The sequence below is a fragment of the Tropicimonas sp. TH_r6 genome, assembly GCF_033101155.1.
GTDB lineage: Bacteria > Pseudomonadota > Alphaproteobacteria > Rhodobacterales > Rhodobacteraceae > Tropicimonas.
Genome location: NZ_JAWMPX010000003.1, coordinates 196,527 through 222,705 on the forward strand (window position 1 = coordinate 196,527; position 26,179 = coordinate 222,705).

The following is a 26,179-nucleotide window of genomic DNA, read 5'->3' on the forward strand; positions in this document are numbered from 1 at the left end:
ACTGAAACGTGAGAAGCTCTTGCTCATTGAAAAATCGGAAGAACCGCTGCCTTCAGAAGGCAAAAAGGGCGAGATGTTCGAACTATCCCGGAAATTCCTCTCAAGCCCTTGTACTATTTATAAAAACGGGTCTCTCGAAACCAAGCAGACTGTAGCGAGGTTGGCGTTTTCCGAGCCTGTTCGATACTCCGCTTCCAAGGGATATCGAACTGCAAATTCCGCTTTTCCGTTCAGGGTCTTAGCTGATCTCAGCGACCCTGATTGTCAAATGGTGCGGTCGAGAAGACTCGAACTTCCACGGGAGTTACCCCACAGCGACCTCAACGCTGCGCGTCTACCAATTCCGCCACGACCGCACGTGATCAGGTAGGCCGGGCGTAGATAGCGAAGCTGAACGAAGATGAAAAGGGGAAAATGCAGTTTTTTTCACACCGAACGTCTCGGGCCTTGCAGCCCATGCCGATCTGACTGGAACTCCTTGGAATGCATGGATTTTACCAACCGAACGCACCGGCCAGCAGCGCGTGCCGGACTAGGCGTTCCGCGCAGAACCAGGTCTATTGAGTCCGTGCACCGGGCCCCTCCGAGCCCACAACCAGCCTGTCTGCATCGCGATAGACGGTCATGCCATTCACACCGACCCGGGCCGGCCAGAGGCCGTCCGGACCGGGGGCTCCGGTGAGTTCAGGCAGGTCGTCGTCACTGGTTGCGGTGCGCAACTGCGCTTCGCGTTGAGCGGCCGCATTGATATGCCGGGTCGCCTCCGGAAGGATCACCTCTCCGGACGGGTTCGGACCGTAGCCCTCGCAACCGGCGACCGTCAGGACCAGCGCGGCCAGCAGAGTGCTGCGAGAGAGAGCTTGGGCTCCGGAGAGAAACGGACGGGTTCGCATGTCTTATTCCTTCAGTGGACCGCCGGGGTGGAACGGGAAGGCGACCATATCCCCGTCAGCTTATGTCCAGGCGCGGCCATTGTCACGCCGTTGGCTTGACTTGCCGGCAATCGGTCAGGCGAAGCCCCTGCCTTGACCTGGCTGCCAGAACAGGATGAGCGCCGATCAGATCGGAGCAATTCGATCGGGCGAGGTCGGATCGGAAGCCGGGATGCGGAGCGGCCAACGTTGCTGGATGGGGTGTCGGGGCGCGCGGGGCCAAGCAAAATCTGGACAGCGTGCATGATCCGGCCGGCTCCGGCGAGGTCGAAAACCTTGCACAGGACTGCACGAGCACGCGCCCTACCCCCAGTCACCTCGCGCGCGGATCTCGCTGGAAGAGATGTCGCGCATCGGCACATTGATGAAGCACCAGCACGGCGCCTCGGCGCGCGCCAACGCGGCACTGTTGCGCGCCGGCAACCGCCAGGGGGCGGCAAGCCGCGCCGCCGGTGAATTGAGCGCGGCCATCCGGTCGCCCGGGCGGGCGAGGATACCGATCGGGACATGGCGCAGGATCCAGTCCCAGCGATCCCAGAGGTGGAACTGCGCCATGTTGTCTGCCCCCATGAGCCAGACGAACCGACAGGACGGGTAAAGCGCCTGAAGCGCCTGCAAGGTCTCGGCCGTGTAACGCGTGCCGATCCGTGCTTCGATATCGGTGACCTCGACTTTCGGATGCGCCATCACCCCTCGCGCGGCTGCCATCCGGCGCGACAACGGTGCGGGTCCGTGCGGCTTGAGCGGGTTGCCCGGGCTGACCAGCCACCAGACCCGGTCCAACCCGAAGCGCTTCAACGCCTCGCGGGTGACATGGACATGCCCCGCATGCGGCGGATCGAAGGACCCGCCCAGCAAACCGATCGTTTGTCCCGGCCGGGCGTGGGGCAACATATCTCTCATCGCCAGAGCCTTTCCGATCCGAGATGCCATTCCCGTCCGTAATGTTTCCCTTCCCGGGTCCTGTCAATCTTGCGTTGCGACCGGGGGGCGACACCGTGGCTTCAGGCCGGGCAGCGTGACCCGAAGGCCCCGAAACAGCGCTGGTCGGAGGCAGTTACCCCGAGACCTCGTCCGATCACGACGCCCCGACCCGTCGCCCCGAGCGACATACCTGACGACAGTTTGCGATCTCTAGTTGCGCAGCGTCAGACTTGATCCTCATAGTTGTTTCACCTCAGTTTGCCCCCCAATGCCGGGAGGGCGAGAACAGGGAGGAGAACGGGATGGGCTTTGCGACCGTCGCCGACAGGGATGCGATTCACACCGAGATGGCGTGGGAGGAACGCGATGTTCCTGTCACCATGTACCAATTTCTGAACCAGGCGAAGGAGAAGCACGGGTCCCGTCCCGCCGCCTCCTTCCAGCTCATGTCCGGGCCGAAGGACCCGGCCGAGACGCTGACCTGGGCCGAGATGCACGGAAAGGTTCTCCAAACCGCGAATCTTTTGCGGTCCCTGGGTGTGCAGGAGGGCGACACGGTCGCCTATATCATGCCGAACTCGAACGAGACGATCTACACGCTCCTTGGCGGCGCCATTGCCGGCATCGTCAGCCCGATCAACCCGCTGCTCGAAGCGGACCAGATCTCTGCCATCCTGCGCGAGACAAAGGCCAAGGTCGTGGTCACGCTCAAGAGCTTCCCGCGAACGGACGTGGCGCAGAAAGTCGCCGAGGCGGTCGATTTCGCACCCACGGTCAAACATGTGCTGGAAGTGGACCTGCTGCGCTACGTGACCGGCGTCAAAAAGCTCGTCATCCCCTTGATCCGGCCGAAAAACGTCGTCCACCACACCGCCGCGATGCGCGATTTCAACAAGGAGATCGCCAAGCATCCCGCCGACAGGCTGACCTTCCAGGACAGCACAGGCGACCGCGTCGCCGCCTATTTCCACACCGGCGGAACGACCGGCATGCCCAAGGTCGCGCAGCATCTTTATTCCGGCATGGTCTACAATGGCTGGCTTGGGCACAAGCTGCTGTTCAACAAGGACGATGTCATCATCTGTCCGCTGCCGCTCTTTCATGTCTTCGCGGTGGAGCCGATCCTGATGTCGATGATCGCATCGGGGGCGCATGTCGTCTTCCCGACCCCGCAGGGCTATCGCGGCGACGGGGTCTTCGACAATTTCTGGCAGCTCATCGAACGCTGGCAGGCGACCTTCATGATCGGCGTGCCGACCGCCTTTGCCGCGCTGATGCAGCGTCCGGTCAATGCCGATGTCTCGTCGCTCAGCATGGCCTTTTCCGGTTCGGCGCCGCTGCCGATCGAACTCTATCACCGCTTTGAACAGGCCACCGGCGTCGAGATCACCGAAGGTTACGGACTGACCGAGGCCACCTGTCTCGTCTCCTGCAACCCGCCCAAGGGCGACAAGAAGGTCGGTTCCGTCGGCATCCCATTCCCGCATACGGACGTAAAGATCCTGACCCATACGCCGGACGGCCCGGTGGAATGCGGCACCGACGAGGTTGGCGAGATCTGTATCGACAATCCGGGCGTCTATGCCGGCTCGACTTATACCGAGGCGGACAAGAATCACGAGCTGTTCCACCACGATGTCTACCTGCGCACCGGCGATCTTGGTCGGATCGATGAGGATGGCTATCTCTGGATCACCGGCCGGGCCAAGGACCTGATCATCCGGGGCGGGCACAATATCGATCCTGCGATCATCGAAGAAGCGCTGGCCGGGCACGAGGCGGTGGCCTTTGCCGGAGCAATCGGCCAGCCGGACGCCTTTGCCGGCGAGTTGCCCTGCGCCTATGTCGAGCTGATCGACGGGGCGGAGGTAACGAGCAAGGAACTGCTCGAGTATATCCGACCCCGGATCACCGAGCGGGCGGCCGTGCCGAAACATCTGGAGATCGTCGAGGAGCTGCCGAAAACGGCGGTTGGCAAGATCTTCAAACCGGATCTTCGCAAGATGGCGATCCAGCGGGTCTACCAGCATGCGCTCGATCACGCGAAGATCGCTGCCCATGTGGACACGGTTGTCGAGAGCAAGAAGCGGGGTCTTGTGGCGCAATTGAGAAAGACCGGCGAGGTCGACGAGGATGCGCTCGGTCATCTGCTGGGCGAGTTCACCAACCCGTGGGAATGGGCGGACTGAGGGTATAGGCGCCGCTCGGGGACAGATCCTGCGAGCGGCGCTGTGGTCGGCCAGAGGGCCATCAGATACCGTGCCGATCAGAGGAGCGTGGCTCGGCGCAGGGAGGCGGCTCAATCCGCACTTGCTCTGGGCAAGCGGACCGCAGAGTTCGGTTTGGTTAGAGATCCCGTGCTGACAGGCGCGCCTTTTCGACAAAGACCATTGCGAGAATCGCGAAAGGCCGACACTGCTCGGATCATTGATCAAGACAACAGAAATGATTGGAGGGCCAGGTGAGGCTGTATAACTGCCCGTCCTGCGGCGGAATGCTGTATTTCATGAATTCCGCGTGTAGCGCCTGCAATGCCGATGTTGCGTTCCACCCCGGCAAGGATGCGTTCGTGGAGGCCGATGAGGCGTGCAGCAACCGCGACGAGATCGGCTGCAACTGGGCGCGCGACCTTGCCGACGAAAGCCTGTGTCACGCCTGCCGGATGACCGACGTGGTGCCGGATCTCTCCGTGATTCCGAACGGCGCGCTCTGGGCCGAGGCTGAGGTCGCCAAACGCTGGGTTCTGGCGACGCTGGCGCGTTGGGGCTGGTTCAGAGCCGGTAGCCCCGAGCCACTGCCCGCCTTTCATTTCAAGTCGGCGCAGACGCGCGACGGCACCAAGCGGGTGATGATGGGTCACGCGAACGGCGTCATCACGATCAACGTGGCGGAGGCGGATGACGCCATCCGGGTGCGCAACCGCCAGATGCTGGATGAGGAGTACCGCACCATGCTCGGCCACATGCGCCATGAGCTGGCGCATTTCATCTTCGACCGGTTGAGCACCGAACCCGGGTTTTCCGAGCAGTTCCGGGCTCTCTTTGGCGACGAGCAGGCCGATTATGGAGCGGCGCTGAAGCGGCATTACGCCAAGGGGCCGCCGGCGGGATGGCAGGAGCAATACGTCACCCCATATGCCAGCGCCCATCCCCACGAAGACTGGGCCGAAACCTCGGCCCATATCCTGCATCTGGTCGACATGGTCGACAGTGCGGTCGCCACCGGCCTGAGCTGGCCGACGCAATACCGGCCGCCGGCCGATGCCTACGCGGCAACGGATGGGAATGAACTGATCCATGTGGCGATCGACCTCGGCATGGCCTCGAACCAGTTGACGCGCGCGATGGGTCTCAACGATCTCTACCCGTTCGTGCTCACCCCGGCGGTGCGCGACAAGCTGGAATTCGCGCAACACTGGCTGAACCGCGCCGTGCGCGAGCCAATCCTGCCCGCGTCGGGCCAGCGCGGCCCGGATGGCTGAACGTGTACGGCTCTGTGGATGCCACGGCGTCGCCCGACAGCAGGGTGCCGTCAGGCCGGTTTCGCCCCATTCAGACCTTCGGCCAGCCTGTCCAACGCTTCGATGTCGCGATCGGTCCGCGCCGAGGCTCGCAGCCGGGCGACAAGCACGGATGCATGGTCGCACACCATCCTGTCGGTGACGATATAGGGACAGCTCGCGGCAAAGGATCTCTCGAGCAAGCCGCAAAACGTCGTCCGGTTCCGTCCCATCTGCCCGTACTCATCCTGCGGTGCCCCGGTTGGGCAGGTCAGCAGGACATCGAGCGCCGCGTACATCCGGTTGAGGCAATCACAGGCGGTAAACGGGTCATTCACGCCGGATGACAGGGCCCGGGCCGTCATTTCGACCAGTTGATCGACCAGGAAGGTCAGATCCTGGTTTTCGGTCCGTTCATCCCCGATGGCAAAGCAGGCACAAAGCGCTCCATGATCACGGTCGTCCGGCGCTCTCGCGCCGTCTTCCGCGAAGACCTCGAGGACCGGCATTCCGGCCGCCACGAAATCGCCGGGCTGTGCGCAGAGGCGGAGACGCCATTGGTTGCAATCCGCGATATCCTGCAAGCGATCCGTGTCGAGGGTCTGCACATAGCCCGAGCGTCCGAGGCTGGGCCGCGCCACCGGGTCGCCCGCCGGGATCTGCCACGCAGCATCGCTGGGAGCGGCGCCGATCTCTTCGCGCAGGCAGGTTTCGAGCCGGCGGCCAAGCGCGGCCGCAATATTGCTCACCTTGATGATTTCGGGGACGTGATGCACGAAATAGACCATCGTGCAGGTCGAGATCAGGGTCAGCCACAGGGCCGCGTTAAGCGACAGGCTGGGCAGGAAACCGTCCGCATTACTTCCCGGCTGTACGGCCCTCAGGATCTGGAGGCAGAAAGCGAATGTGCCGACAAGGATGCCGAGCGACCATTGGGTGCCACGATCGCGCATGAAGTTTCCGATCAGCCTCGGGCCAAAATTCCCCGATGCAAAGGACACCGCCACCATGGTCATCGAGAACATGACACCGGCCACGCCGATCACGGAACTGGCCATCAATGTCAGGAGCCCCCGCGCGCCCGCGGCCTGCATGTCCGGGAAGGCGGTGGGCATGGCGGCGGCCAGCTCCGGATGGTGCCGGTCCGCCAGCAGCGTGAGCGCGGCCAGCAGATGCGCCCCGACGAGGCAGAGCCCGGGCACGGCCCAGTAGCTCGCACGCAGGTCTCCCAGCACCTTGGCCAGCCAAGCGCGCGACCCCGTGAGCCGTTGTCCGGACATCCCCGCCCCGCCCATCACATCCGGCCCCAGCAAGAGGGGCTGGATGCCAGGCCGGTTTCAAATGACTGAAGACGCATGCATATCTCCTCTTCACACGGCATCCCTGCCGATTTTCCGGCGCCGCCTCGGGTCTGTCCCAAGCCGCAACCTGGATCACGGTAGGAAAGCCCGGTTCTTGCGCCGAATCGACATCATGAGCGCGCGCGTCGGCACCTTCAAACGAGAACGGCCCGGGACGCACCCTGTTCCGCTTGACAGCGCCGGTGACCTCCGGCGCTCCGCAATCGCTGCTTTCCGGCATCCCGGAAGAGCGCGGCAAGATCCTTCCAATGCCCGGCCCCGACCCCTACCTCTTCCGCTTCTTCTTCGCCTCCATCACCGACCGGACCATCTTCCCGAACGCCTTGTCGTTGGCCCTGCGCTCGGCGAGGCTGGCGGAGTTGAATCGTTCCTCGGCGGCCAGTTTCTGCCAGCGCGAAAGCCGCGCCGGATCGACCTCGCCGCTCTCCAGCCCAGCCCGAATTGCACAGCCCGGCTCTGTCTCATGCTGACAGTCGTTGAAGCGGCAGCGCGTGGCCAGGTTTGCGAGATCGTCGAACAGATCTGCGATGCCGTCCAGCGCATCCGCGAGTTGCAACTCCCGCATCCCCGGTGTGTCCAGGACCGTGCATCCCTGCGGGACGAGGTGCAACTGGCGACGGGTCGTGGTGTGGCGTCCCTTGCTGTCATCCTCCCGGATCCCCGAGGTTTCGACGGCCTCTTCCCCAAAGAGCGCGTTGACCAATGTGGATTTGCCAACACCGGACGAGCCAAGGAAGGCGACCGTCTGGCCGGGCCGGCACCACGGGGCAAGCCGGGCAGCGGGCTCGGCGCTCAACGCATTGAGCTCCACCACCACCACGCGATCCGAGATCGCGCCTGCGGTTTCGGTGAAGGGCGCAATATCCGAACAGAGATCCGTCTTGGTCAACAGGATGACCGGCTCCACTTCGGCCTCGAAAGACAGCGCCAAATAGCGTTCCAGCCGCGCGACGTTGAAATCGTCATTGCAGGAGGTGACGATGAAGGCGGTGTCGATATTTGCCGCGATGAGCTGGAGGTGCCGCTCCTTGCCGGGCGCGCGCCGCTTGAAGAGGCTCTTGCGGTGCAGAAGCTCGCTGTCGGCGGGATTCTCCCGGTCGAAGAGCAGCCAGTCGCCAACCGTCGCCTCCAGCCGGGGCGGAACCAGCGCGTCGATCCCGTCGCCAATCACGTGCAAGCCGTTGCGATGCACCTCGACCACGCGGACGGGGGGCGTCTGTGTCAGCGCGTCGGCATTGGTCTGCTGAGCGAAAAAGGGCTGCCAGCCGAGTTTCTCGATCAGCGGTCGGTCCCGGCGGGCGGAGTCCGGCGTCGCGGCGGAGGAGAAGAATTGGGAAAAATCCCGTGTCATTGGGTCATGCTTTCATGATGCCGTCCCGGCTTTCGCCGGAATTGTAAGGTTTTGGAGAAAAGACGCAAAACAATAGCCACACTCCGCGCTTGTCGGGCGTGTCTCGCGCTGTGTTCTGCAACGGGACGGCCTGCTGCCATCCCCACCCTTACCAGGCCATAAAAGCTCCATCTTCGATGCCCGGAAGGTAGGGGGTCCGCAGGGCGGTTTCAACCCGTGGCACGTGGCCACGCTGTCAGGGTTTTGGCAGTGTGTCCGTTTCGCCCAGCCCGGCTTCGGCCATCAGCCGTGCCGCTTCCTCGGCCAGCAACCGTTCGCGCCCCGCGCCCTGCACCGGCACCTTGCCGACCTCCAGCAAAAGCGGCGCGGCGAAGGGCGAGACGCGGTCCAACGCGACATGGTCGATCCGGTTCCCCACCCGGTCGAGCATCTCCTCGATCCTGCCGAGATCGACCAACCCGCGCAGCGCCTCCTCCCGGGTGATCTGCATCAGCAGGTGGTCGGGGTCGTATTTCAGCAGCGTGTCATAGAGAATGTCGGAAGAAAATGTTGCCTGCCGCCCGCTCTTGCGTGTTCCGGCCATGTTGCGCTCGATCAGCCCGGCAATGATCGCCGAGGCCCGAAAGCTCCGCTTCATCACCGCATTGCCCGCAAGCCAGCTCTCCAACCCGTCGCGCAGGGCAGCACGGTCGAAGAGCGGACCTGCGTCGCGCAGGGGCTCAAGCCCCCAGATCAGCGTCGCGTAATCGGTGGAAACGAAACCGAGCGGGTCCAGCCCCTCTTGCTCCATCCGCCGCGTCAGCAGCAAGCCGAGCGTTTGCTGCGCGTTCTTGCCGGCAAAGCCGTAGAAACAGGCATGTTCCCGGCCGTCCAGCGGGAAGCTCTCGACCAGCAGCCGGTCGCGGCGGGGCAGACGCGAGAGGTCCCGCTGCAACGCCAGCCAGTCGCGCGTGTGTTGCGGCAGGGCCGGCCAGTCCGGCTGGCGCAACATGTCGAGGATGCGGTCCATCAGCCGGGTCGAGGCGGAAAACTTGGAGCCCGAGAAGACGGCGACACGGGGGCGTTTCGCGGCATGGCGCGTGACCTCGACCGTCATCTCGCGCAACCCCTCGTACCGGACGATCTTGCCACCAATGAGGAAGGTGTCACCTTGGCTCAAGGTCGCCGCGAAGCTCTCCTCAACTTCGCCCAGTGGCTTGCCGCCGCCACGGTTCTTGAGCCGGACCTTGAGCGTATCCGTGTCCTGGATCGTGCCGATATTCATCCGGATACGCTGCGCGGCACGCGGATCGCGCAGCTTCCAGAGCCCGTCCGGGCGCTGCTTCAGCCTTTGCCAGCGGTCATAGGCGCGCAAGGCGTAGCCTCCGGTGGCGCAGAAATCGAGACAGGCATCGAAATCCGCGCGGGACAGTGCGGAATAGGCGCCGACGCGGGAGACTTCTTCGTAGAGCGTATCGGCGCAGAAGGGGCCAGAGCAGGCGGCGATCAGGATCTGCTGGCAGAGCACGTCGCGCGGGCCGGGGCCGCGCGGTTCGCCGTCGAGATCGCCGATCCGGGCGGCTTCCAGCGCGGCTTGGCATTCGATGATCTCGAAGCGGTTTGCGGGGACGAGCAGCGCCTTGGAGGGCGCATTGTAGCGGTGGTTGGCCCGCCCGATACGCTGAACCAGCCGTTTGACATTCTTTGGCGCGCCGACCTGCAGGACAAGGTCGACATCGCCCCAGTCGATGCCGAGATCAAGCGATCCGGTGCAGACGATCCCGCGCAGTTGGCCTGCCACCATGGCCGCCTCGACCCGCTCGCGCTGTTCGCGCGAGAGAGAACCGTGATGGATGCCAATGGGCAGGCTGTCCTCATTGGCGAGCCACAGGTGATGAAAGAAGATCTCGGCCTGGGCGCGGGTGTTGTGGAAGATCAGTGTGGTCCGGTGCTGGCGGACCTGCTCCAGCACTTCCGGGATCGCGTAGCGCCCGCCCCCTCCGGACCACGGAGGCGGGGTCTCGGTCTCCAGCATGGCGATGTCCGGGGCGGGGCCGGGATCGGCCTGAAGGATATCGACCGGGTCGGGGTGACGGGCAAGAAGGTGGCCGATGGCCTGCGGATCATCCACCGTGGCCGAGAGGCCCACGCGGCGCAGCCCCGGCGCGAGGGTTTCGAGCCGCGAGAGGGCGAGCATGAGTTGATCGCCCCGCTTGCTCTCGGCCAGCGCGTGGATCTCGTCGATGATGACACGGGAGAGGCCGGCGAAGATGCGCGGGGCGTCCTCATAGGAGGTCAGCAGCGCGAGGGATTCGGGCGTGGTCAACAGGATATGCGGCGGGTCGGCGCGCTGGCGTTTCTTCTTCGTGGCGGAAGTGTCGCCGGTGCGGTCCTCGATGCGGATGGGGAGAGCCATCTCCGCAACCGGCGCAGAGAGGTTGCGGCGAATATCGGCGGCGAGCGCCTTGAGCGGAGAGATATAGAGCGTGTGGAGGCCGGTATGCTGGCCGTCGGCGAGTTCGGCGAGGCTGGGCAGGAAGCCGGCAAGGGTCTTGCCGCCGCCGGTGGGAGCGACGAGGAGGAGGGCCGGTGCCTCTGCGCGGTCCAGCATCTGTTGCTGGTGGGGGTGAATGGTCCAGCCACGGGTGGCGAACCAGTCCCTGAAAACTGGGGGGAGCGGGGCGGGCATGAGGGCAAGGTAGCGCTCTCGCGGCAGGGCTTCCAGATCGTATCGCATCGCGGGGAGTGGACGTGTTGGGATATGCGAGATCAGTCGCAACGCCTTGAAGCCATGTCTGCCCGTGCGCGCTCCGTCAGTCCAGTCGATCCGGAAGGGTCAGTCCACGCAGGATCTCCCCAGTCGGCATCGGCCGCTTTCCCTGCCGCTGCGCTTCGAGAATCTCGATGGCCCCGTCACCGCAGGCAACCGAGAACCCGTCCAGCACCTGTCCCGGCACTCCGGTCCCATCCGCAAGCCGGCTGCGCAGGAGCTTCACCCGCTCGCCCGCCACCTCGCACCAGGCGCCCGGGAAGGGCGAGAGCGCGCGGATCTGGCGGTCGATTTCGGCGGCAGTCCGGGTCCAGTCGATCCTTGCCTCGGACTTGTCGATCTTCTCGGCATAGGTGACGCCCTCGTCGGGTTGGACCTCCGGCGACAGCTCGGACAGGCCCGCCAATGTCTCGACGATCATCTCGCCGCCCATCCCGGCAAGCCGGTCGTGCAGATCGGCGGTAGTGTCCCCGGCACCAATCGGCGTCGCGCGGCGCAGCAGCACCGGACCTGTGTCGAGCCCGGCCTCCATCTGCATGATGCAGATCCCCGTCTCCGCATCGCCCGACATGATCGCGCGGTGGATCGGCGCCGCGCCGCGCCAGCGCGGCAGCAGCGAGGCGTGGATATTGAGGCAGCCATGTTTCGGCGCATCAAGCACCGCGCGCGGCAGGATCAGGCCATAGGCCACCACGACCGCAATATCGGCGCCAAAGGCAGCGAAGTCGTCCTTCGCCTCCTGTGGGCGCAGCGAGACCGGGTGGCGCACCGGCAGACCAAGCGCTTCTGCGCGCGCCTGAACCGGGCTTGGCCGTTCCTTCTTGCCACGTCCGGCCGGTCGCGGCGGCTGGGAATAGACCGCGACGATCTCATGTCCGGCCTCGACCAGCGCATTCAACGCCGGGACCGAAAAGTCCGGGGTTCCCATGAAGACGATCTTCATAGCTTATCCTTTCGCCTTGAGGGCCTTCTTCAGCAGCATTTCGCGTTTCATGCGGCTCAGCCTGTCGAAATACATCCGCCCGTTCAGGTGGTCGATCTGGTGCTGAACCGAGGTCGCCCAGAGATCCTCGAAAACCCGCTGAACGCGCGCGCCGGTCGGATCGGTGAAGGCGATCTCGACCCGCGCCGGGCGCTTCAGGCGCGCATGCACGCCGGGAAGGTTCGGGCTGGCCTCGTCATGGGCATAGAGCGCCTCGGACGCCTCGAGGATCTCCGGATCGGCCAGGCGGATCACCTGCCCGCGCTCGGTCGAGCAATCGACAACCGCCAGCCGCAGCATCACGCCGATCTGCGGCGCGGCAAGGCCGAGCCCGGGCATGGCTTCCATCGTGTCGACCATATCGTCCCAGATGGCTCGGATCTCGTCGGTGATCGCGCCAACCGGTTCGGCAGGTGAACGCAGGCGCTTGTCTGGCCAGGGCAGGAAGGGGCGTGGGCTCACGCGCGATATTCCTCGATCAGGGCCAGGCGGGTTTGGCGGTCGATGCGGTCCAGCGTGATGATGCCGTCGAGATGGTCCAGCTCGTGCTGGGCGCAGATGGCGGCGAAACCGTGCAGATCCTCCTCTTGCGGAGAGCCATCGATCGCAGTCCATCGCATGTGGATCTGCGCCGGGCGCTCGACACGGGCCTCGACCCCCGGGATCGACAGACACCCTTCGGCGGTGATCTGCGTCTCTGGCGAGGTCCAGGTGATTTCGGGATTGATGAAGATGCGCGGCGCAGGGGCGCGCTCCTTCCAGCCCTCGTCCATCACGAAGAGCCGAAGCGCATGACCGACTTGCGGCGCGGCCAGCCCGCGCCCCTCGGCGGCATACATCGTCTCCAGCATGTTCTCGGCGAGAGTCCGGATTTCGGCATCGATCTCGCCGACGGGGAGGCAGTCGCGCGCCAGCATCGGGTTCGGGAAGGTGACGATATCCAGTCGCGCCATGTTCAGCCCCGCGCGCGCTCGCGCTTGAGCTTCTGCATCTTTCGAGTGATCATCTGGCGCTTGAGCGGCTTGAGATAATCGATGAAGAGCACGCCGTTCAGGTGGTCGATCTCGTGCTGCACGCAGGTTGACCAGAGCCCGTCAAAGCTCTCCTGCTGCTCGGCGCCGTTGCGGTCTATCCAGCGCACGGTGACATCGGTGGGGCGCTCGACATCAGCATATTGCTCGGGGATCGAGAGGCAACCCTCCTCATAGGTGTTTTTCTCGTCCGAGGACGCCACCACTTCCGGGTTGAACATGATCATAGGGCGCGGCGGACCTTCTTCCTCGCGCACACAATCGAGCACGATCAGGCGCTGGTTGATGCCGATCTGCGGGGCGGCAAGCCCAATGCCGGGCGCGTCATACATGGTCTCAAGCATATCATCGGCGAGCAGGCGCAGCTCGTCGGAGAGATCGGCGACAGGATCGCAGACCTTCTTGAGGCGGGGGTCGGGGTGGATGAGGATCGAACGCAAAGCCATGCAGGGGATGTAGGCGATGCCTGACGAGGGCGCAACATCGTGGCGACGATCCTTGACGCCAAGGGCGCAATTTCGAGCAGTTTGGAGAGCTGTCGGGGAGTTCGTCGAATGGGCCGGCCGGTGTTGCTGGGAATCCCGGACAGAGATCGGTCAGATCACGGGAGCGGTGTGCATCCGCGCGACCGACGCGAGTATCCGCCCCGTCCGCACGAACCGTGTGCGGACGGGGCGTTTGATCAGGCGTGGATCGGTCCGTCGCCGCAAGCCATTGCGGCTTCGCGCACGGCTTCCGAGCAGGTCGGGTGCGCATGGCAGGTCCGGGCAAGATCCTCAGCCGAGGCGCCGAACTCCATCGCAACGCAGATCTCGTGGATCATCTCGCCGGCAACCGGGCCGATGATATGAGCGCCGAGAATGCGGTCCGTTTCCTTGTCGGCAAGGATCTTCACGAAGCCGTCGGACTGCATCATCGCCTTGGCGCGGCCATTGCCCATGAAGTTGAACTTGCCGGCCTTGTAGGCGCGCCCGGCCTCCTTCAGCTGCTCTTCCGTCGCGCCGACAGAGGCAACCTCCGGGGTGGTGTAGATCACGCCGGGGATCAGGTTGTAATCGATATGCGGCTTCTGCCCGGCGATCATCTCGGCCACCGCGCCGCCCTCGTCCTCGGCCTTGTGCGCGAGCATCGGGCCGTCGATCACATCGCCAATCGCGTAGACGCCCGGAACGTTGGTCCGGTAATGTGCATCGACCTCGACCTGGCCGCGCTTGGACATCTTGACGCCCAGCGTGTCCAGCCCCAGCCCTTCGGTGTAGGGAAGACGGCCGGTGGCCACGAGAACGACATCGGCGTCGAGCTGATGCTCGCTGTCATCCTTGCGCTTCTTGTAGCTGACCTTGGCCTTGGTCTTGAGCGTCTCGACCTTGGAAACAGCGGCGCCGGTGATGATGTCCAGCCCCTGCTTCTTGAGGATCTTCTGGAAAGCCCGCGCAACTTCGGCATCGGCGCCCGGCGTCACGCCATCCATGAACTCGATGACCGTGACCTCGGAGCCGAGCCGCTTGTAGACCGAGCCAAGCTCCAGCCCGATCACGCCAGCACCGACAACGATCATCTTCCTGGGGATCTTCGGCAGCTCAAGCGCGCCGGTGGAGGTGACGACGATCTTCTCGTCGATGCTCACCTCGGCACCCGGGATCGAGGCCGCGTCGGAACCGGAGGCGATGATGATATGCCTGGCCTCGTGGACCTCGTCCCCGACCTTGACCTTGCCGGCCTCCGGGATCGAGCCCCAGCCCTTGAGCCAGTCGATCTTGTTCTTCTTGAACAGGAACTCGACACCCTTGGTATTGGTGTCGATCACGCCCTGCTTGAAGCCCAGCATCTCTTTCCAGTCCACGGAAGGCGACTTGCCCTTGAGGCCCATGGCTCCGAAATTATGTTCTGCTTCGTGCAGCATATGCGAGGCATGGAGCAGCGCCTTGGAGGGGATGCAGCCGACATTGAGGCAGGTGCCGCCGAGCGTCTCGCGCCCTTCGACAACGGCTGTCTTGAGCCCGAGCTGGGCGCAGCGGATAGCGCAGACATAGCCGCCGGGGCCGGCGCCGATTACGATGACGTCATAGCTTGCCATGGTTAGTTTCCCTCAGGAGTAGTTGCGACTTCAACGACCGTGTTCGTTGTCGCTGTGTGATTTGGATCGGTCGGCGTGTTTAAGGTCACGCGGCTTTCGTCTCGGGTTGAGTATTGCTGAAAGGCAAGAACGACCTCGTCAAACTCGCGATTTCTTTGATCGACCTCACGCCAAAAGGTCCAACAAGAGCTACACGCGACCGCCAAGCCGATCAGTGCGAAAGCCCACCCGTTCACTTGGCTCATTGCGGCAGCCGACGAGGCAAAGAAAAAGAAGCTGGAGATCCCAAGCCCGTCAAGAATGCTATTTGCTGCCTTCAACTCCAAATAGGACTTTTGCAGGAACTCGTTCCGAGATTGAGCTACAAAGGCCGCCCTTTGCGGATCAAAACCGCCCCAAAAACTGACCCTTAGACGCCCGCCCAAGCTTATCATAGCCAAGCCAAGAGCGTAGGCGAAGGCAAGCCCTGCGAAGGCCAACGCGATCGGAAAGAGCGACGATAGAGTCTCTGAAGTTGCCATCTTCGAGGGCAGATCGACCTTCTCGATCCCAAGCCTCTCAGGCGGCCACGTTGAAACCAGAATTGCCGCAGAAACGAACCCAACAGCACCTACTCCGAGTGCGGAGAACGCACTCGGAATAGAAGACGTTAGTGCTACGGCACTTCCTAGCATTTTTTCCTACAGATCCATCAGCAGGCGGCGCGGGTCTTCCAGCGCTTCCTTGACCTTGACGAGGAAGGTCACGGCGCCCTTGCCGTCGACGATGCGGTGATCGTAGCTCAGCGCCAGGTACATCATCGGGCGGGCGACGATCTCGCCATTGATGACCATCGGGCGCTGCTGGATCTTGTGCATGCCGAGGATGCCCGATTGCGGCGGGTTGAGGATCGGCGAGGACATCAGCGAGCCGTAGACGCCACCATTGGAGATGGTGAAGGTGCCGCCCTGCATCTCGGCCATGGAGAGCTTGCCGTCGCGGGCGCGGCGGCCCTTCTCGGCAATCGCGGCCTCGATCTCGGCAAAGCCCATCTGGTCCACGTCACGGATGACCGGAACGACGAGGCCCTGCGGCGTTCCGGCGGCGATGCCCATATGGACGAAGTTCTTGTAGACGATCTCGTCGCCGTCGATCTCGGCGTTGACCTCCGGGACCTCCTTGAGGGCGGCGGCACAGGCCTTGGTGAAGAAGGACATGAAGCCGAGGCGGACGCCGTGGCGCTTCTCGAATTCTTCCTTGTACTGGCTGCGCAGGGCCATCGTCTCCGTCATATCCACCTCGTTGAAGGTGGTCAGGATCGCGGCGTTGTTCTGCGCGTCCTTGAGGCGGCGGGCGATGGTCTGGCGCAGGCGGGTCATCTTGATCCGCTCTTCGCGCACCGCATCCTCGGCCGGGACCGGGGCGCGCGGGGCGGCCGGGGCGGCAGGCTTGGCGGCGGGCTTGTTCAGCGCGGCGATGACGTCTTCCTTCATCACCCGGCCATCACGACCGGAGCCGGAAACGGCAGCAGACTCGATGCCTTTCTCGGCCATGAGTTTGCGCGCGGAGGGCGCGTCGGCCACGTCCTTGGCAGCGGCCGGGGCAGCAGCGGCGGGCGCGGCAGCAGCCGGGGCGGCGGTGCCTTCGCCGGCGGAGATGACGGCCAGCCGGGCGGTGGCATCGACGGTCGAACCTTCCGGCGCGGAGATCTCGGTCAGCACACCAGAAGCGGGCGACGGCACCTCGACGGAGACCTTGTCCGTCTCCAGCTCACAGAGCATCTCGTCCTGCGCGACGGCATCGCCAACAGCCTTGAACCAGATCGAGACGGTGGCTTCGGTGACGCTCTCGCCCAGCGTCGGCACCATGACATCGACAGCAGCGCCTCCGCCGGATGCGGTCGGCGCAGCAGCGGCGTCGGCCGGCGCTTCAGCGGCGGGAGCAGGTGCTGCGCCGTCACCGGCGGCCAGAGTGGCCAGCAGCGCATCGACACCGACAGTTTCACCTTCCCCGGCGACGATCTCGCCCAGCACGCCAGCGGCGGGGGCGGGCACTTCGACCGTTACCTTGTCGGTCTCCAGCTCGCACAGCATCTCGTCGACAGCAACGGCATCGCCGGGCTTCTTGAACCAGGTGGCGACTGTGGCCTCGGTGACGCTTTCGCCCAGGGTGGGCACGCGGACTTCAATGGTCATTGCTTCACTTCCCTTCGATAGTCAGCGCTTCATCGATGAGCGCCGCTTGCTGTGCTTTATGGATGGAGGCCAGGCCCGTGGCGGGCGAGGCAGAGGCGGAGCGCCCGGCATAGGACGGACGTTTATTCGTTGCGCCGATACGGGTCAGCACCCATTCGATATTCGGCTCGATGAAGGTCCAGCCGCCCTGGTTCTTGGGCTCTTCCTGGCACCAGACCATCTCGGCGCCCTTGAAGCGCTCAAGCTCCTTGACCAGCGAGATCGCCGGGAACGGGTAGAATTGCTCGATCCTGAGCAGGTAGACATCGTCCAGGCCGCGCGCATCGCGCTCTTCCAGCAGGTCGTAATAGACCTTGCCCGAGCACATCACGACGCGCTTGATTTCGCTGTCGGGCTTGAGGTCCATCTCCGAATTGCCCTTCTGGGCATCGTCCCAGAGGACGCGGTGGAAGGACGAACCCTCGACGAAATCCTCACGGTTGGAGATACAGAACTTGTGGCGCAGCAGCGATTTCGGCGTCATCAGCACCAGCGGCTTGCGGAAGCTCCGGTGGAGCTGGCGGCGCAGGATGTGACAGTAGTTCGCCGGCGTCGTGCAGTTCGCGACGATCCAGTTATCCGAGCCGCAGAGCTGCAGCCAGCGCTCGAGGCGCGCGGAGCTGTGCTCCGGCCCCTGCCCTTCGAAACCATGCGGCATCAGCATGACAAGCCCCGACATCCGCAGCCACTTGCTCTCGCCGCTGGAGATGAACTGGTCGAACATGATCTGCGCGCCATTGGCGAAATCGCCGAACTGCGCTTCCCAGAGCGTCAGCGCATTCGGTTCGGCCAGCGAGTAGCCATATTCGAACCCGAGCACGGCATATTCGGACAGCGCCGAGTCGATCACCTCGTAATGCGCCTGGCCCTCGCGGACATTGTTGAGCGGGTAGTAGCGCTCTTCCGTCTGCTGGTTGGTGAAGCCCGAATGGCGCTGCGAGAAGGTGCCGCGGGTGGAATCCTGCCCCGCAAGGCGCACCGGATAGCCCTCGGTCATCAGCGAGCCGAAGGCCAGCGCCTCGCCCGTGGCCCAGTCGAAGCCCTGCCCGCTCTCGAACATCTTCTTCTTGGCGTCGAGAAGCCGGCCAACCGTCTTGTGCAGCGGGTAGCCCTCGGGCGCGGAGACCAGCGCCCTGCCGACCTCGTCGAAGGTCTCGCTCTTGATCGCGGTTTCGCCGCGCTGGTAGCTGTCGCCCTCGCGGTCGAGATGCGACCAGCGGCCGTCCAGCCAATCCGCCTTGTTGGGCTTGAACTCCTTGCCGGCCTCGAACTCGTCGTTGAGCTTGGCCTGGAAGGCCGCCTTCATATCCTCGATCTCACCCTCGGGGATGAGGCCGTCCTTAACCAGCCGCTCCGTGTAGAGCGCCAGCGTCGTCTTGTGACGCTTGATGTTGTTATACATGATCGGGTTGGTGAACATGGGCTCGTCGCCCTCGTTGTGACCAAACCGGCGGTAGCAGAAGATGTCGATCACCACGTCCTTGTGGAACTTCTGCCGGAACTCCGTCGCCACTTTCGCAGCATGCACAACCGCCTCGGGGTCGTCCCCGTTGACGTGGAAGATCGGCGCTTCCACGACCAGCGCGTTATCCGTCGGATAGGGCGAGGAGCGCGAGAAGTGCGGCGCTGTGGTGAAGCCGATCTGGTTGTTGACAACGATGTGCATCGTGCCACCTGTCTTGTGCCCTTTGAGGCCCGAAAGCGCGAAACACTCGGCCACGACCCCTTGCCCGGCAAAGGCGGCATCGCCGTGCAGCAGGATCGGCATAACGGAGGTGCGCAGCTGGTCGTTGTTCTGGTCCTGCTTGGCGCGGGACTTGCCGAGAACGACCGGGTTCACGGCTTCGAGGTGAGACGGGTTGGCGGTCAACGACAGGTGCACCGAGTTGCCGTCGAACTCACGGTCCGAGGAGGCGCCGAGGTGGTATTTCACATCACCCGAGCCATCCACGTCCTCGGGCTTGAAGGAGCCGCCCTGGAATTCGTTGAAAATCGCGCGGTAAGGCTTGCTCATCACGTTGGCGAGCACGCTCAGGCGCCCACGGTGCGGCATGCCGATCACGACATCGGTCACGCCCAGCGCGCCGCCGCGCTTGATGATCTGCTCCATCGCCGGGATCAGGCTTTCGCCTCCGTCCAGGCCGAAACGCTTGGTGCCCATGTATTTGACATGGAGGAACTTTTCGAAGCCCTCGGCCTCAACCAGCTTGTTCAGGATCGCGCGGCGACCTTCACGGGTGAAGTGGATCTCCTTGCCGAAACCCTCGATCCGCTCCTTGAGCCAGGAGGATTGCTCGGGGTCGGAAATATGCATGTATTGCAGCGCGAAGGTGCCGCAATAGGTCCGCTTCACGATCTCCAGGATCTGGCGCATCGAGGCCACTTGCAGGCCGAGCACGTTGTCGATGAAGATCGGACGGTCCATGTCCGCGTCCTTGAAGCCATAGGAGGCTGGGTCGAGCTCCGGATGCGGTGTCGCATCGCGCATCCCGAGCGGGTCGAGCTCGGCGACGAGATGGCCCCGGATCCGATAGGCACGGATGATCATCAGCGCACGGACGGAATCGAGCACAGCGCGCTTGACCTGGTCGTCGGAAATCTCGACGCCCTTTTCGTTGGCCTTCGCCTTGATCTTCTTTCCCGCCTCGCGGACCTCCGGCTCGGCCCATTCGCCGGTCAGCGCCGCGGTCAGTTCGTCGGCCATGAAGTTCGAGGGCCGCGCCCAGGACGGGCCGGTCGCTTCAGCCTTCACTTCTTTCTCGCCATCGCCGAGTTGCCGAAAGAACTCCCCCCAGGCCTCGTCGACCGAACTGGGGTCGTTCGAATAGCGGGCGTAGAGTTGCTCGACATATTCTGCGTTATGGCCCTGCAGGAAGCTCGAGGCGTGGAAGATATCGTTGGGGCTGTGTTCGGTCATCGTCGCACCTTTGACTTTGTTCTTCTTGCCGCCTCCGCGCGGCCGGTTGCGTTCAGTGGGCCGGTTGCCGGCCATATTCGTTCGGGCCCTTCACGCTCGGCCGGATCAGCCAGACGAGGATCAGGATCCGCATAGCCAGCAGAAGCACCAGCGAGCCGATCAGCCCGGCAATCCCCATCGCGCTCGCAAGCGCCCGGAGCACCTGTCCGTCAAGCCCGATCATTTCCAGCAGGCTGAACCCAAGTACCCCCAGGAAAAGGAAAATTCCAGCGGCAAGAGAGATGATTATTGGCAAAAGCAGGACGGAGCCCGGACGGCCCGTATCCTGCATGCGGCGCCAGGCGGCGGCCAGCAATGGCAGGAAGAAAACAAGCCAGGTTATCGACTGTACCGGGTGGTGGCGGGTGGTAACTTCGACGTTGGCCGCAGCCGTGCTTCCCGCCTCCGTCTCGGTGCTGGCGACCGTGCTGACGGTCTCGCCGAATGCCGAGATGTCTAGGAAGGAGGCCACGCCCATGCAGATCGCATAGGTCAGCATGAACCACCAGAACTCGGGGCGCGATGCACGACCCGAGAATGTGGCGTATTTCGAAAAGCAGGTTCTCGTCGCTTCGATCAGTCCCATCTCAGTCCCCTCCTCGCGAGGCAAGACGCGTTCCCGATACAGGCCCTTTACCGCCAAAGGGTGTCAAATCGCGAAGCCGCCTCTGCACGTCCCTGAAGTCATTTCGAAAACCCGGCGCCCTGTGAGAGGGCGCCGGAAGGTTCAGTCTCAGCCAATCGCCTTGAGGACGGCCTGCCCGAGATGTGCCGGGCTTTCGGCGACGGTGATCCCGGCCGACATCATGGCCTCGATCTTGTCCTCGGCGCCGCCCTTGCCACCGGCGACAATCGCACCGGCATGGCCCATGCGGCGGCCCGGAGGCGCCGTGCGGCCGGCGATGAAACCAGCGGTCGGCTTCCAGCGGCCCTTCTTCTTCTCATCGGCGAGGAACTGCGCGGCTTCCTCTTCGGCCGAGCCACCGATCTCGCCGATCATGATGATCGACTGCGTCTCGTCATCGGCCAGAAACATCTCCAGCACGTCGATATGCTCGGTGCCCTTGATCGGGTCGCCGCCGATGCCGACAGCGGAAGACTGGCCCAGACCGGAATCGGAGGTCTGCTTGACCGCCTCATAGGTCAGCGTGCCGGAGCGGGAGACGACGCCCACCGAGCCGCGCTTGTGGATATGGCCGGGCATGATGCCGATCTTGCAGGCGTCGGGCGTGATGACACCTGGACAGTTCGGGCCGATCAGGCGCGACTTGCTGTCCATCAGCGCGCGCTTGACGGTCTGCATGTCCATGACCGGGATACCCTCGGTGATGCAGACGATCAGCTCCATCTCGGCATCGATCGCCTCGAGGATCGAATCGGCGGCAAAGGGGGGCGGCACGTAGATCACGGTCGCGTTGGCCTCGGTGCGGGCCTTGGCTTCGTGGACCGAGTCGAAGACCGGCAGGCCGAGATGGGTGTTGCCACCCTTGCCCGGCGTCACGCCGCCGACCATCTTGGTGCCATAGGCAATCGCCTGCTCGGAGTGGAACGTGCCCTGCGAGCCGGTGAAGCCCTGGCAGATCACCTTTGTGTTTTCGTCAACGAGAACAGCCATTCTTCTTATCCTTTCACCGCTGCGACGATCTTCTGGGCGCCATCGGCCAGATCGTCCGCCGCGATCACGTTGAGACCGCTGGTGGCAATGATTTCCTTGCCCTTCTCCACATTCGTGCCCTCAAGACGGACAACCAGCGGAACCTGCAGGCCAACTTCTTTCACCGCGGCGATCACACCCTCGGCAATCACGTCACAGCGCATGATGCCGCCGAAGATGTTCACCAGAATGCCCTTCACGTTCGGGTCGGAGGTGATGATCTTGAAGGCTTCGGTGACCTTCTCCGTGGTGGCGCCACCGCCAACATCGAGGAAGTTCGCCGGCTCGGCGCCATAGAGCTTGATGATGTCCATCGTCGCCATGGCCAGACCTGCGCCGTTCACCATACAGCCAATGTCGCCGTCCAGCGCGATGTAGTTGAGGTCGAACTTGCTGGCTTCCAGCTCCTTCGAGTCCTCTTCAGTTTCGTCGCGCAGCGCGGCCACGTCCGGGTGGCGATAGAGCGCGTTGCCGTCGAAGGCCATCTTGGCATCGAGGCACTTGAGATCGCCGCTGTCGGAAACAACCAGCGGGTTGATCTCCAGCATGTCCATGTCCTTCTGGACGAACATCCGGTAGAGCGTCTTCATCAGCGCAACGCATTGCTTCACCTGCGGGCCCTCGAGGCCGAGCATGAAGGCGATGCGGCGGCCATGGTAGCCGTGGTAGCCGGTGGCCGGGTCGACGGAGAAGGAAAGGATCTTCTCGGGGGTCTCGGCAGCGACCTCTTCGATATTCATGCCGCCCTCGGTGGAGCAGACGAAGGAGATGCGCGAGGTCTGGCGGTCGATCAGCAGGGCGAGGTAGAGTTCGCGCTGGATGTTGCAGCCATCCTCGATATAGACGCGGTGGACTTCCTTGCCCGCCGGACCGGTCTGCTCGGTGACGAGCGTGCGGCCGAGCATCTTGCGCGCCTCTTCCGCGGCCTCCTCGACCGACTTGGCGAGGCGAACACCGCCCTTGTCGCCAGCTTCGGGCTCCTTGAAGGAGCCTTTGCCGCGGCCACCAGCATGGATCTGGGCCTTGACGACCCAGAGCGGTCCGTCGATTTCACCCGCGGCGGTTTTTGCATTCTCCGCCTTGTAGACGATACGGCCGTCACTGACCGGGGCGCCGAAGTCGCGAAGGAGAGCCTTCGCCTGGTATTCATGGATGTTCATGAAACTGTCCCGTCTTGCTTCGATTTTTTCCTGATTGGCATGCCACGGTGTGCAATCAAACTGTTTTATGTGTTCAGACAGGGGAATCCGGGAAAAAACCGTCATTTGTGATCACAGCGGAAAAAACTGTGATCACAAAACTTTGGAATTGGTATCACCCCGAAGGGAATCAACCTCTGCAGGCAAGGCCCAAGATAGCGCAAACATGTGTCATCGTGGTATTTCCGGCCCCGAAACAGCGAAAATGCAGGCTGCATCATTCGACGCGCCGAGGGCCCCGAAAAGCATCAATGCGAATGCGTCGGCTCCTCGACCGGCTCCGTCAACAGCCCGCGCCCGTCCAGCAATGCCTCGACCGCAGGCAGCCGCCCGCGAAACGCGGTGTAGAGCATGTCCGGCTCCCGCAGCCCGCCGGCGGAGAGGATATTAGCCTCCAGCGCGGCGGCGGTTTCAGCGTCGAACGGGTCCCCGGCATCAAGGAAGGCCTGGAACGCGTCCGCATCCATGACCTCCGACCACATGTAGCTGTAATAGGCCGAGGCGTAACCGCCACCAGAGAAGACATGGGCAAAATGCGGCGTGGCGTGGCGCATCCGGATCGCCTCAGGCATCCCGATGCCTTCCAGCACCTCCGCCTGTTTCTGCATCGGATCCGCCGGCGGCTCGCCGGCATGGAACTCCAGGTCGACCAGCGCCGAGGCGATGAATTCCACTGTCTGGAAGCCCATGTCGTAATTGGCCGCTGCCAGCACCGCGTCGAGCATCTCCTGCGGCATGGCCTCGCCAGTCTCGGCATGGGTGGCGAAGCGCCGGAGTACGTCCGGCACCTCAAGCCAATGCTCATAGAGCTGGCTCGGCAGTTCGACAAAATCGCGCGGCACGGAGGTGCCGGAGATGCTCTCATAGGTCACGTCGCTCAGCATCTGGTGCAGCGCATGGCCGAACTCGTGGAAGAGCGTGCGCGCATCGTCATAGGAGAGCAGCGCCGGCGATCCCTCTGCGGGTTTGGCAAAGTTGCAGACATTGAGCACATGCGGACGGATCTCGCCAGCGAGCTTCTGCTGGCTGCGCATCGCCGAGCACCAGGCCCCGGAGCGCTTGCCGGAGCGAGCAAAATAGTCGCCGATGAAGACGGCCATGTGCCGACCGTCGCGGCTCACCTCCCAGGCGCGGACATCAGGGTGGTGCAGCGGCAGATCGAGCGGTGCGAATTCGAGGCCGAAAAGACGGTTGGCGCAGTCGAAGGCGGCCTCGATCATCCGGTCGAGCTGGAGATAGGGCTTGAGCTCGGCCTCGTCGAGGTCATGCTTGGCCTTGCGTCGTTTCTCCGAATAATAGCGCCAGTCCCAGGGCTGCAGCGGCATGTCGCCATCATCGGCCACCATCGCGCGCTCGAGATGGAAATTGTCATAGCTCGCCCGCTTGAGCGCCGGCGCCCAGACCTGCATCAGCAGCTCCCGCACCGCATCCGGCGTCTTGGCCATCTCCGGCTCGAGCCGGAAATCGGCGAAGCTCTCATAGCCCAGCAGCTGCGCGCTCTCATGGCGCAGCGCCAGCATCTCTGCGACCATCGCCCGGTTATCCGTCTCGCCCCCGCCGGCCCCACGCGAGACCCAGGCTTCATAGGCGCGCTGGCGCAGGGCGCGGCGCGGCGAGAATTGCAGGAACGGCACGATCAGCGAGCGCGACAGCGTCACAACTGGCCCGTCTATCCCCTTCTCGGCCCCGGCGGCCCGCGCCGTGTCCACGACGAAGCCGGGCAACCCGTCGAGATCGTCTTCGGAAAGCTCCATGTACCAGTCCCGCTCATCTGCGAGCAGGTTCTGGCCGAAGGCTGTGCCCAACTCGGCCAGACGGGTGTTGATCTGGCGCAGACGCGCCCGCCCGGCGGCGTCCAGCGCCGTGCCGGAGCGGCGGAAGCTGCGATGCGTCAGCTCCAGAACCCGCGCCTGTTCCTCGGAGAGATCCAGCGTCGCGCGCGCCTGCCAGAGCGTATCGACCCGTTCGAACAGCGGCACATTGAGAGACACATCGGAGCCGTATTCCGCCAGTTTCGGCGAGAAATCCCGTTGCAGGGCCTCCCGCGCCGGGTTCGAATCCACCGCCGCCAGCAGGAAGAAGACCGAGAGCACATCCGACAGCTCCTTGCCGGCCAGTTCCAGCGCCTCGATGGTATTGGCAAAACTCGGCGGTTCCGGGCAGTTGGCAATGGCGTCGATCTCGGCCCGGGCCGCGGCCAGCGCGGTCTCGAACCCCGAGGCGAAATCCTTGTCGGAAATGGTGGAGAAGTCGGGAAGCTCGAAGGGCTGCGTGCGCTCGGCAAGAAGCGGGTTGGTCATGGGCGGGGCTCCGGTTTGACTTGCGCCGATACCTAAGCTGCCCCGCCCGGGCTTTCCAGCCCCTCTGCCCCGCGGTTACTGAACGGTGATCGTGATCACCTCGGACACGACCGGCGGGTCATGCGGGATATGGTTGTGGTCTCCCAGGACTAGTTGCAGCGTATGCTCGCCCGGCGACAGGTCCAGCACGACCGCGGTTTGCCCCTTGCCGAAATGCACGTGGTTTTCGTCCGCAGGAAGGCTGTAGAGCAACTCGTCGGCGCCATCCTCGCCCTCGCCGAGCGGCGGGCGATCGACGAGGATATGGTGATGGCCCGAACTCTCCATCTCGGTTCCGGCCGGGGCGACTTTCATTCCGTCGAGACCAAATTGGATCTCGACCGGGGAGGACAGGGTCGCGCCATCTTCGATATTGGCGAAATACACTTTCGCACCTTCAGGCGACATGCTGGTCTCGGCAAGAACGGGACTGGCCGCCAAAAGGGCGGCAAAAAGAACTCTCTTCATGATGCGTCGGCTCCTCTGTTCACGCACAACCGAGGATAGCCGCCCACGGAAGGAACTCAATCGGAAGCTAACCTAACGGAAAGTCGGTCAGATGCGGTCCATCGTCTGTACCGTGACCTCGACGTCCGGATCCATGATCCCATCCAAGGCATCGTCGCCCGTCCTGCGCGCCTTCATCATTTCGAAATGCGCTTCCAGATCGGAATGGGAGGCAAAGATGCCGTAGCCGGTGAACCGGGTCGGATCGTCCAGGTTCTGCAGGTGGTGATATTGAAGGCATCCGGCGCGGGACAGAACGTCCTTCTCCAACAGCCGCATCTGCCGGCGGGCATCGTTCAGACGTTCTTTACGGACCTTGACGCTCACAAGACAGTAAACTGGCGGCTTCACGCTGCCCTCCTCCTTGGAATTGAATGTCACGTAAGTGCGTGACTCGGTCGCTGC

At 63.7% G+C, this 26,179-nt stretch carries 21 protein-coding genes and 1 tRNA gene; 2 read left to right on the forward strand and 20 right to left on the reverse strand.

The window, feature by feature from the left end; all coding sequences use genetic code 11:
- Positions 1-269 precede the first annotated feature (269 nt).
- From R3X27_RS04960 to R3X27_RS04970, 3 genes are all read right to left on the reverse strand, one after another.
- A tRNA-Leu gene (locus R3X27_RS04960) sits at positions 270-356 on the reverse strand.
- Between the two features lie 201 nt (positions 357-557).
- Positions 558-893 carry a hypothetical protein gene (locus R3X27_RS04965; protein ID WP_317707722.1) on the reverse strand — a complete coding sequence of 112 codons (336 nt, stop codon included), beginning with the start codon at positions 891-893 and terminating at the stop codon, positions 558-560.
- A 342-nt stretch (positions 894-1,235) separates the two neighbouring features.
- The gene (locus R3X27_RS04970) at positions 1,236-1,835 is read right to left on the reverse strand and encodes a nicotinate-nucleotide adenylyltransferase (RefSeq protein WP_317707723.1); all 600 of its coding nucleotides are present in this window, start codon (positions 1,833-1,835) and stop codon (positions 1,236-1,238) included.
- Between the two features lie 323 nt (positions 1,836-2,158).
- Here R3X27_RS04970 and R3X27_RS04975 point away from each other — a divergent pair, with 323 nt between their 5' ends.
- A complete protein-coding gene (locus R3X27_RS04975) occupies positions 2,159-4,045 on the forward strand; it encodes an acyl-CoA synthetase (protein WP_317707724.1) in 1,887 nt (628 codons plus the stop codon).
- Positions 4,046-4,317: 272 nt separating this feature from the next.
- Positions 4,318-5,337 (forward strand): putative zinc-binding metallopeptidase, encoded by a 1,020-nt coding sequence (locus R3X27_RS04980; protein ID WP_317707725.1) that lies wholly within the window; start codon positions 4,318-4,320, stop codon positions 5,335-5,337.
- 50 nt (positions 5,338-5,387) lie between these two features.
- On the opposite strand, the gene R3X27_RS04985 is transcribed toward R3X27_RS04980, so the two are convergent.
- The 17 genes from R3X27_RS04985 to R3X27_RS05065 all read right to left on the reverse strand — a co-directional run bounded on the left by R3X27_RS04985 (position 5,388) and on the right by R3X27_RS05065 (position 26,125).
- Positions 5,388-6,635: a DUF2254 domain-containing protein gene (locus R3X27_RS04985; RefSeq protein WP_317707726.1), complete on the reverse strand. Its 1,248-nt coding sequence runs from the start codon at positions 6,633-6,635 to the stop codon at positions 5,388-5,390.
- A 346-nt stretch (positions 6,636-6,981) separates the two neighbouring features.
- Positions 6,982-8,067: a ribosome small subunit-dependent GTPase A gene (gene rsgA, locus R3X27_RS04990; protein WP_317707727.1), complete on the reverse strand. Its 1,086-nt coding sequence runs from the start codon at positions 8,065-8,067 to the stop codon at positions 6,982-6,984.
- A gap of 235 nt (positions 8,068-8,302) precedes the next feature.
- Positions 8,303-10,735 carry a ligase-associated DNA damage response DEXH box helicase gene (locus R3X27_RS04995; RefSeq protein ID WP_317707830.1) on the reverse strand — a complete coding sequence of 811 codons (2,433 nt, stop codon included), beginning with the start codon at positions 10,733-10,735 and terminating at the stop codon, positions 8,303-8,305.
- A gap of 124 nt (positions 10,736-10,859) precedes the next feature.
- Positions 10,860-11,759, reverse strand: coding sequence for a methionyl-tRNA formyltransferase (fmt, locus tag R3X27_RS05000; protein ID WP_317707728.1), 900 nt, complete (start codon positions 11,757-11,759; stop codon positions 10,860-10,862).
- Between the two features lie 3 nt (positions 11,760-11,762).
- A complete protein-coding gene (def, locus tag R3X27_RS05005) occupies positions 11,763-12,260 on the reverse strand; it encodes a peptide deformylase (RefSeq protein WP_317707729.1) in 498 nt (165 codons plus the stop codon).
- Positions 12,257-12,751 (reverse strand): peptide deformylase, encoded by a 495-nt coding sequence (gene def, locus R3X27_RS05010; protein ID WP_317707730.1) that lies wholly within the window; start codon positions 12,749-12,751, stop codon positions 12,257-12,259. The genes def (R3X27_RS05005) and def (R3X27_RS05010) overlap by 4 nt, the downstream gene beginning before the upstream one ends.
- Positions 12,752-12,753: 2 nt before the next feature.
- A complete protein-coding gene (gene def, locus R3X27_RS05015; protein WP_317707731.1) occupies positions 12,754-13,275 on the reverse strand; it encodes a peptide deformylase in 522 nt (173 codons plus the stop codon).
- Positions 13,276-13,511: 236 nt separating this feature from the next.
- Positions 13,512-14,906 carry a dihydrolipoyl dehydrogenase gene (gene lpdA, locus R3X27_RS05020; RefSeq protein ID WP_317707732.1) on the reverse strand — a complete coding sequence of 465 codons (1,395 nt, stop codon included), beginning with the start codon at positions 14,904-14,906 and terminating at the stop codon, positions 13,512-13,514.
- 2 nt (positions 14,907-14,908) lie between these two features.
- Positions 14,909-15,580 carry a hypothetical protein gene (locus tag R3X27_RS05025; RefSeq protein ID WP_317707733.1) on the reverse strand — a complete coding sequence of 224 codons (672 nt, stop codon included), beginning with the start codon at positions 15,578-15,580 and terminating at the stop codon, positions 14,909-14,911.
- Between the two features lie 6 nt (positions 15,581-15,586).
- Complete coding sequence (gene odhB, locus R3X27_RS05030) at positions 15,587-17,080, reverse strand: 2-oxoglutarate dehydrogenase complex dihydrolipoyllysine-residue succinyltransferase (RefSeq protein ID WP_317707734.1); 1,494 nt, start codon at positions 17,078-17,080, stop codon at positions 15,587-15,589.
- Between the two features lie 4 nt (positions 17,081-17,084).
- Positions 17,085-20,036: a 2-oxoglutarate dehydrogenase E1 component gene (locus tag R3X27_RS05035; protein ID WP_317707735.1), complete on the reverse strand. Its 2,952-nt coding sequence runs from the start codon at positions 20,034-20,036 to the stop codon at positions 17,085-17,087.
- Between the two features lie 52 nt (positions 20,037-20,088).
- Positions 20,089-20,661, reverse strand: a complete 573-nt coding sequence (locus tag R3X27_RS05040) for a DUF805 domain-containing protein (RefSeq protein ID WP_317707736.1) — start codon at positions 20,659-20,661, stop codon at positions 20,089-20,091.
- Between the two features lie 147 nt (positions 20,662-20,808).
- The gene (gene sucD, locus R3X27_RS05045) at positions 20,809-21,690 is read right to left on the reverse strand and encodes a succinate--CoA ligase subunit alpha (RefSeq protein ID WP_317707737.1); all 882 of its coding nucleotides are present in this window, start codon (positions 21,688-21,690) and stop codon (positions 20,809-20,811) included.
- A gap of 5 nt (positions 21,691-21,695) precedes the next feature.
- Complete coding sequence (sucC, locus tag R3X27_RS05050; RefSeq protein ID WP_317707738.1) at positions 21,696-22,889, reverse strand: ADP-forming succinate--CoA ligase subunit beta; 1,194 nt, start codon at positions 22,887-22,889, stop codon at positions 21,696-21,698.
- Between the two features lie 287 nt (positions 22,890-23,176).
- Positions 23,177-25,228, reverse strand: a complete 2,052-nt coding sequence (locus tag R3X27_RS05055; protein WP_317707739.1) for a M3 family metallopeptidase — start codon at positions 25,226-25,228, stop codon at positions 23,177-23,179.
- Between the two features lie 75 nt (positions 25,229-25,303).
- Positions 25,304-25,735, reverse strand: a complete 432-nt coding sequence (locus R3X27_RS05060; RefSeq protein WP_317707740.1) for a DUF4399 domain-containing protein — start codon at positions 25,733-25,735, stop codon at positions 25,304-25,306.
- An 87-nt stretch (positions 25,736-25,822) separates the two neighbouring features.
- Positions 25,823-26,125: a putative quinol monooxygenase gene (locus R3X27_RS05065; RefSeq protein ID WP_317707741.1), complete on the reverse strand. Its 303-nt coding sequence runs from the start codon at positions 26,123-26,125 to the stop codon at positions 25,823-25,825.
- Positions 26,126-26,179: the final 54 nt, after the last annotated feature.

What these genes read in the sequence shown, in the direction of transcription:
- R3X27_RS04965 (WP_317707722.1), bottom strand. Translation starts at nt 893, where the DNA reads ATGCGAACCCGTCCGTTTCTCTCCGGAGCCCAAGCTCTCTCTCGCAGC.
- R3X27_RS04970 (WP_317707723.1), bottom strand. Translation starts at nt 1,835, where the DNA reads ATGAGAGATATGTTGCCCCACGCCCGGCCGGGACAAACGATCGGTTTG.
- R3X27_RS04975 (WP_317707724.1), top strand. Translation starts at nt 2,159, where the DNA reads ATGGGCTTTGCGACCGTCGCCGACAGGGATGCGATTCACACCGAGATG.
- R3X27_RS04985 (WP_317707726.1), bottom strand. Translation starts at nt 6,635, where the DNA reads ATGTCCGGACAACGGCTCACGGGGTCGCGCGCTTGGCTGGCCAAGGTG.
- rsgA (WP_317707727.1), bottom strand. Translation starts at nt 8,067, where the DNA reads ATGACACGGGATTTTTCCCAATTCTTCTCCTCCGCCGCGACGCCGGAC.
- R3X27_RS04995 (WP_317707830.1), bottom strand. Translation starts at nt 10,735, where the DNA reads ATGCCCGCCCCGCTCCCCCCAGTTTTCAGGGACTGGTTCGCCACCCGT.
- fmt (WP_317707728.1), bottom strand. Translation starts at nt 11,759, where the DNA reads ATGAAGATCGTCTTCATGGGAACCCCGGACTTTTCGGTCCCGGCGTTG.
- def (WP_317707730.1), bottom strand. Translation starts at nt 12,751, where the DNA reads ATGGCGCGACTGGATATCGTCACCTTCCCGAACCCGATGCTGGCGCGC.
- def (WP_317707731.1), bottom strand. Translation starts at nt 13,275, where the DNA reads ATGGCTTTGCGTTCGATCCTCATCCACCCCGACCCCCGCCTCAAGAAG.
- lpdA (WP_317707732.1), bottom strand. Translation starts at nt 14,906, where the DNA reads ATGGCAAGCTATGACGTCATCGTAATCGGCGCCGGCCCCGGCGGCTAT.
- R3X27_RS05025 (WP_317707733.1), bottom strand. Translation starts at nt 15,580, where the DNA reads ATGCTAGGAAGTGCCGTAGCACTAACGTCTTCTATTCCGAGTGCGTTC.
- odhB (WP_317707734.1), bottom strand. Translation starts at nt 17,080, where the DNA reads ATGACCATTGAAGTCCGCGTGCCCACCCTGGGCGAAAGCGTCACCGAG.
- R3X27_RS05035 (WP_317707735.1), bottom strand. Translation starts at nt 20,036, where the DNA reads ATGACCGAACACAGCCCCAACGATATCTTCCACGCCTCGAGCTTCCTG.
- R3X27_RS05040 (WP_317707736.1), bottom strand. Translation starts at nt 20,661, where the DNA reads ATGGGACTGATCGAAGCGACGAGAACCTGCTTTTCGAAATACGCCACA.
- sucD (WP_317707737.1), bottom strand. Translation starts at nt 21,690, where the DNA reads ATGGCTGTTCTCGTTGACGAAAACACAAAGGTGATCTGCCAGGGCTTC.
- sucC (WP_317707738.1), bottom strand. Translation starts at nt 22,889, where the DNA reads ATGAACATCCATGAATACCAGGCGAAGGCTCTCCTTCGCGACTTCGGC.
- R3X27_RS05055 (WP_317707739.1), bottom strand. Translation starts at nt 25,228, where the DNA reads ATGACCAACCCGCTTCTTGCCGAGCGCACGCAGCCCTTCGAGCTTCCC.
- R3X27_RS05060 (WP_317707740.1), bottom strand. Translation starts at nt 25,735, where the DNA reads ATGAAGAGAGTTCTTTTTGCCGCCCTTTTGGCGGCCAGTCCCGTTCTT.